We start from the raw sequence: 5,985 nt of genomic DNA on the forward strand, positions 1-5,985 counted from the left end.
GGTGGGGGCACGCCCCCTGGCTCTGCCGGGGGGACCCCCACCCACGCCGTCCAGGCTGTGGGGGAGTCGTCGACCGACGACAACGCGGGAGACGGAGTCGCAGGGCGTCGGGAGCCCGCCCGCTATCGCGCACCAGGTCGTAACCGCCCGGGGCGCGGCCGGACCCCCGTTCCGGCCGCGCCCGTCGCCCGGCGTACCTCACGCCGCCACCGGCACCTCCCGCGCGCCGCTCGCCGCCGGCGTCAACGCCAGGTCCAGCACCTGCCGTACGTCGGAGACCGGGCGGACGTCGAGCCCGTCCAGCACCTCCCGCGGCACGTCGTCCAGATCGGGCTCGTTCCGCTTCGGGATGACCACAGTGCGCACGCCGGCGCGGTGCGCGGCGAGCAGCTTCTGCTTGACGCCCCCGACGGCCAGCACCCGGCCGGTCAGCGACACCTCGCCGGTCATCGCCACGTCCGTACGCACCTGAGTGCCGCTCAGCAGCGAGGCCAGCGCGGTGGACATGGTGACCCCCGCGCTCGGGCCGTCCTTGGGCACCGCCCCCGCCGGCACGTGCAGATGGATGCCGCGGTCCTTCAGGTCGCCGACCGGCAGCTCCAGCTCGGCGCCGCGCGAGCGCAGGTAGGACAGGGCGATGTGCGCCGACTCCTTCATCACCTCACCCAGCTGCCCGGTGAGGGTCAGCCCCGAGGCGCCCGTCTCCAGGTCGGCGAGCGACGCCTCCACGAAGAGCACGTCCCCGCCCGCTCCGGTGACCGCCAGTCCGGTCGCCACGCCCGGCACGGCGGTGCGGCACTCGGCCGGGTCCCCTCTCGGTTCTCGGTAGAGAGGAACGGGGATTGACTTCCGCTCCATGCCCTATGGGGCGGGGATTCCTGCCACGGTCGTGTGACCGTCTCGGTGGGTTCCTGCTTCGACGCGCTGTGCCGGGAGGAGTCCCGGTCTTACCTGCGCTCCACAGGCTGTAACCGCCAGCCCGGCGGCCTTCTTGATGTTGATCGCGGCGTTGACGTCGCGGTCGTGGACGGTCCCGCAGCCCCGGCAGGTCCATTCGCGGATGTGCAGGGGTTTGGGGCCGTCCTTGATCCCGCACGTCGAACAGACCTGAGAGGTCGGCTCGAACCGGCCGATCTTGTGGAACCCGCGCCCGTGCTTGGCCGCTTTGTACTCCAGTATGGCCAGGAACGCGGACCATCCGGCGTCGTGGATGGACTTGGCCATGCGGGTGCGGGCGAGTCCCTTGACCGCCAGGTCTTCCACTGCGACCGCTTGGTTCTCGCGGATCAGCTTGGTGGAGAGCTGGTGGTGGAAGTCGCGGCGTGCGTCGACTACCCGGGCATGTGCCCGTGCGACCTTGTTTCTGGCCTTGGACCGGTTGTTGCTGCCCTTGGCCTTGCGGGACAACCGTCTCTGTTCCCGCTTGAGCTTCTTCTCGGCCCTGCGCAGGAAGCGCGGAGAGTCGATCTTGCGGCCGTCGGACAGTACGGCGAAATGCGTCAGGCCCAGGTCGATGCCGACCGTGGCATCCGCCTCGGGGAGGAAGTCCGGCTCGGCCTCGACCACGAACGAAGCGAAGTACCTTCCGGCCGCATCCCCGACCACGGTCACTGTGGACGGCACGGACGGCAGGACGCGGGACCATTTCACCCGCACATCGCCGATCTTCGGCAACGACAGGTCCCCGCCGGGCGTGATCTTCCACCGGGCATTCGCGGTGAAGCGGATCGAATGACGGTTGTCCTTGCGGGACTTGAAGCGGGGCTCGGCGATCTTCGGCCCCTTGCGGGTGCCGTTGATTGACGCGAAGAAGTTCGCATACGCGGTGTCCAGATCCCGCAGCGACTGTTGCAGCAGCACGGCGGAAACCTCGGCCAGCCATGCCCGTCCGGGGACCTTCTTCGCCTCGGTGATGACCTGCTTGGACAGATCCCCGATCTTCGGATACGGCGCGCCCTGTTCGTGGGCGTCCTTGCGGACGCGCAACGCGTCGTTGAAGACGACGCGGGCGCACCCGAACGCCCTGCTCAACGCCGCGCGCTGAGGCCCGTTCGGATACAGGCGGAAGCTGTACCGAAGCTGCATGCCGATCACCATACATACCTGGATCATGACGGACATACAGAACACCGGAAGTGGTCGCCGCCCACTTTCGCCCTTCGCGTGCGCACTAGTTTTCGTGAAGTGGTCGAGTTGCGCCTGTGGTCCGGTTCCTACTTCGCCGAATCGCTCGGCGGGGCACTGTCGTTGGTCCGTCAGCAAATCGAGCGACAAGCTGTCCGCTCCAGCCTGCGGACCACAGCACTACTCACAATCGCTTCACCATCGGGCCGAGGCCCGGCGCAGGCGATCAGTCCCGCTGCGCCCCGACCGGCGAGGCCGGGAGGCAGTAGCCCGGCAGGTGCCCTGGCGAAGCCGTGGAGGTGCCGCCGGCCAGCCTCCACGGCAGGCATCCGCCGCGCACAGCGCGGGCCGAGGCCCGGCCCCGAGCCACCCGCGATTCAACGGGAGGGAACTTCCGGGCCTTGTCGGTAGAGGATGGCCGTATGCCGCCGGAGTCCGACACCGCCCCGCCCGTCGTCCTCGACCGCCGCACCGGTCCGTACGGCGAGGTCGTACTGCGGCGGCACGGCGAGCTGCTGCAGATCATCGCCAACGGCACCTTCCTCATGGACACCTCCGACGGCCGGTCCGAGCGGCTGCTGGTACGGGCCGCTCTCGCCGAGCTGACCCGGCACGACAGCGGACCCGGTGCGTCCCGGGACGCGCCCCGGCTGCTCATCGGCGGACTGGGCGTCGGCTTCTCGCTCGCCGAGGCCGCCGCCGAGCCGCGCTGGGGCCGCATCACGGTCGTGGAGCGGGAGGAGGCGGTGATCGGCTGGCACCGGGACAGCGGCCCGCTCTCCGCGATCTCGGCGGGTGCGCTGCGCGACGCCCGTACGGAGATCGTGCATGACGACCTCATGACGTACCTGCGAACAGCCGGTGACCTCTTCGACGCGCTGTGCCTGGACGTCGACAACGGCCCGGACTGGACCGTCACACCGGACAACGGTTCCCTGTACTCCCCCGCCGGCCTCGCCGCGTGTGCCGCCCGGCTCACTGCGGGCGGCGTGCTGGCGGTCTGGTCCGCCCAAGCCACCCCGACATTCGATGACGCAATGCGCAATGCCGGATTCACAAGGGTACGAACCGAAGAGATCCCCGTCGCCCGAGGCGTCCCCGACGTGGTTCACTTCGCAACCAAACCGGCATAGCCGCAGCCCACACCGGGCCCTTACGCTGCTGCCAGCACGCACACAAACAAGTCACGGGGCGACGCAGGGGCGGGGTCGAATGGACCAGAACAACACCACACCAACACAAGGCGGCAACGGCAACGCCTCCGCAGCGACCACCCCTGGCGCCCAGCGCCGCATCCTGGTCGTCGAAGACGACCCGACGATCGTCGACGCGATCGCGATGCGACTGCGGGCCGAGGGCTTCCAGGTGCAGACCGCGGTGGACGGCCCGGCGGCGGTGGACACCGCCGAGGCGTGGCAGCCGGACCTGATCGTGCTCGATGTGATGCTGCCGGGCTTCGACGGGCTGGAGGTCTGCCGCCGGGTGCAGGCACAGCGGCCGGTGCCGGTGCTGATGCTGACGGCACGGGACGACGAGACCGACATGCTGGTCGGGCTCGGGGTCGGCGCGGACGACTACATGACCAAGCCGTTCTCCATGCGCGAGGTAGCCGCACGGGTGCACGTACTGCTGCGCCGGGTCGAGCGGGCCACCCTCGCCGCGCACACACCGCGCAGCGGCATACTCCGCCTCGGCGAGCTGGAGATCGACCACGCGCAGCGCCGGGTGCGGGTCACCGGTGAGGACGTTCACCTCACCCCCACCGAGTTCGACCTGCTGGTCTGCCTCGCCCACTCTCCGCGCGCGGTGCTGTCGCGGGAACAGCTGCTCGCCGAGGTCTGGGACTGGGCCGACGCCTCCGGTACGCGCACGGTCGACAGCCACATCAAGGCGCTGCGCCGCAAGATCGGAGCCGAGCGCATCCGCACGGTGCACGGCGTCGGGTACGCGCTGGAGACGCCGTCGTCCGGTTCGGCGGGCGCGTCCGGCGCGGAGCCGTCCGCCTCGTCCGCCGTCGCCGGGGGATCCGCCGGGCCGGCTGCCGACGGGATCTGACGGCGACGGCCCCCGAAGTGACCGACGTGTCTGATACGCCCAGCGCCCGCACGGCCCGCACCGCCCGCACCACTCGCACGGCACGGCGCCTGCTGCACGGTCTGCGCCGTGGGCACGCGCGGCTGCGCCGCCGCTGGGAGCCCGTCTGGATGCGGACGCTCGACCGGCTCTGGCAGGGGCTGCGCCCGCTCGATCCGTACCGCTCGGTGAAGGCGGCGCTGGGCGCGCTGGTGATCGTCTCGGTGGTGATCACCACGCTGCTCGCGCTCTTCGCGGTCAACTCCGCGACCGAGCTGCGGGTGATCACGATCATCTCGATCATCGCCTCGCTGCTGATCACCCAGTTCGTGGCGCAGTCCGTGACCGCGCCGCTGGATGAGATGACGGACGCGGCCAGAGCCATGGCGGACGGCGACTACTCCCGCCGGGTGCGGGGGGACCGGCGGGACGAGTTCGGCGAGCTGGCGGAGACCTTCAACCGCATGGCCGCCGACCTGGAGGCCGTCGACCAGCACCGCAAGGAGCTGGTCGCCAATGTCTCGCACGAGCTGCGCACCCCCATCGCCGCCCTGCGCGCGGTGCTGGAGAACGTGGTGGACGGCGTCTCCGACGCCGATCCGGAGACCATGCGTACCGCGCTGCAGCAGACCGAGCGGCTCGGCCGGCTGGTGGCACACCTGCTCGACCTCTCCCGGCTCGACAACGGTGTGGTCCCGCTGCACGCCCGCCGCTTCGAGGTGTGGCCGTATCTGGCCGGCGTGCTCAAAGAGGCCAATATGAGCAAGGGCCAGGGGCACTCCCGTACGGACGTCCACCTGCACCTGGACGTTTCACCACCCGAACTGACCGCCTATGCCGACGCCGAGCGGCTCCACCAGGTCGTCGCCAACCTGATCGACAACGCGGTCAAGCACAGCCCGCCGCACGGCCGGGTCACCGTGCGGGCGCGCCCGTCCGAGGGCGAGGAGAGCCTCGAGGTGGAGGTGCTGGACGAGGGCCCCGGCATTCCCGCGGCGGAGCGTGCCCTCGTCTTCGAGCGCTTCAACCGTTCGAAGAGCACCGAGGCCGCGTCGCATCCCGGTGCGGGTGTGGGCGACGGCGGTACGGGCCTGGGCCTGGCGATCGCGCGCTGGGCGGTCGATCTGCACGGTGGCTGGATCAGGGTGGCCGAATCTCCTCGCGGCTGTCGCATCCAGGTCACTCTTCCGGGCCGGGAGTCGGCACCCGGTTGACGTAGGGTCGGCAGGGCGGCAATGCGGCTGACGAGGGAATGCCGGGGGAGATCCACGCCACGTGACGCCGGAACCAGGGTTCTGGTTCCGGGCCACGGCGAACTCTGTGTGTTTCCCGCCAAAACTTGCGCCGAAACCGGCCTACCGATGTGACTTGCACGACGGGAGGGCCTCCCGGACTGCAAGGGAGCCGGGGAAAGGCGTAGCCTTTATTTCCGCTGTCCATCACTCAAGGAACGCGGAAGAGGGCGGTTGCCGCCGTGTCGTCACAGTCCCCCAACAGCTCGAGCGCCTCGACCCAGCAGGACGGGCAGGGAGCAGATCCCGCCGCCGTGTTCGGGCCCAACGAATGGCTCGTCGACGAGATCTACCAGCAGTACCTCCAGGACCCGAACTCGGTGGACCGAGCCTGGTGGGACTTCTTCGCCGATTACAAGCCAGGCGCGGAGGCGGTGGGAGCGGTAGGCCAGCCGTCGGCCGCGGCCACCACCACACCTGGCGCGGCCGCCGCGCCCACGCTGGCGACGCCCGCACCGGAGAAGCCCACCCCGGCCCCCGCCGCCCCGGCCCCGGC

General features: G+C 70.4%; 5 protein-coding genes and 1 pseudogene. 4 read left to right on the top strand and 2 right to left on the bottom strand.

All coding sequences use genetic code 11. The features are described 5' to 3' along the window. Window positions 1–198: 198 nt before the first annotated feature. Together ACRDP3_RS16265 and ACRDP3_RS16270 are read right to left on the bottom strand one after the other, a co-directional pair. A pseudogene (locus ACRDP3_RS16265) lies at window positions 199–822 on the bottom strand (S16 family serine protease); the annotation flags it as partial. 39 nt (window positions 823–861) lie between these two features. Beyond that, window positions 862–2,085 carry an RNA-guided endonuclease InsQ/TnpB family protein gene (locus ACRDP3_RS16270; protein ID WP_431517673.1) on the bottom strand — a complete coding sequence of 408 codons (1,224 nt, stop codon included), beginning with the start codon at window positions 2,083–2,085 and terminating at the stop codon, window positions 862–864. 461 nt (window positions 2,086–2,546) lie between these two features. Between ACRDP3_RS16270 and ACRDP3_RS16275 the strand changes: the two genes are divergently transcribed. The 4 genes from ACRDP3_RS16275 to ACRDP3_RS16290 all read left to right on the top strand — a co-directional run. Continuing rightward, window positions 2,547–3,257: a spermidine synthase gene (locus ACRDP3_RS16275; RefSeq protein WP_431517674.1), complete on the top strand. Its 711-nt coding sequence runs from the start codon at window positions 2,547–2,549 to the stop codon at window positions 3,255–3,257. A 79-nt stretch (window positions 3,258–3,336) separates the two neighbouring features. Then, entirely contained in the window at window positions 3,337–4,179 is an 843-nt protein-coding gene (locus ACRDP3_RS16280; RefSeq protein WP_431517675.1) for a response regulator transcription factor, read from the top strand. A gap of 149 nt (window positions 4,180–4,328) precedes the next feature. Further along, the gene (locus ACRDP3_RS16285) at window positions 4,329–5,411 is read left to right on the top strand and encodes an ATP-binding protein (RefSeq protein WP_431517677.1); all 1,083 of its coding nucleotides are present in this window, start codon (window positions 4,329–4,331) and stop codon (window positions 5,409–5,411) included. Between the two features lie 260 nt (window positions 5,412–5,671). Beyond that, the coding region (locus ACRDP3_RS16290; RefSeq protein WP_431517676.1) for a 2-oxoglutarate dehydrogenase E1 subunit family protein at window positions 5,672–5,985 on the top strand (314 nt) is incomplete at its 3' end.

This window comes from Streptomyces sp. (genome assembly GCF_050698815.1).
GTDB lineage: Bacteria > Actinomycetota > Actinomycetes > Streptomycetales > Streptomycetaceae > Streptomyces.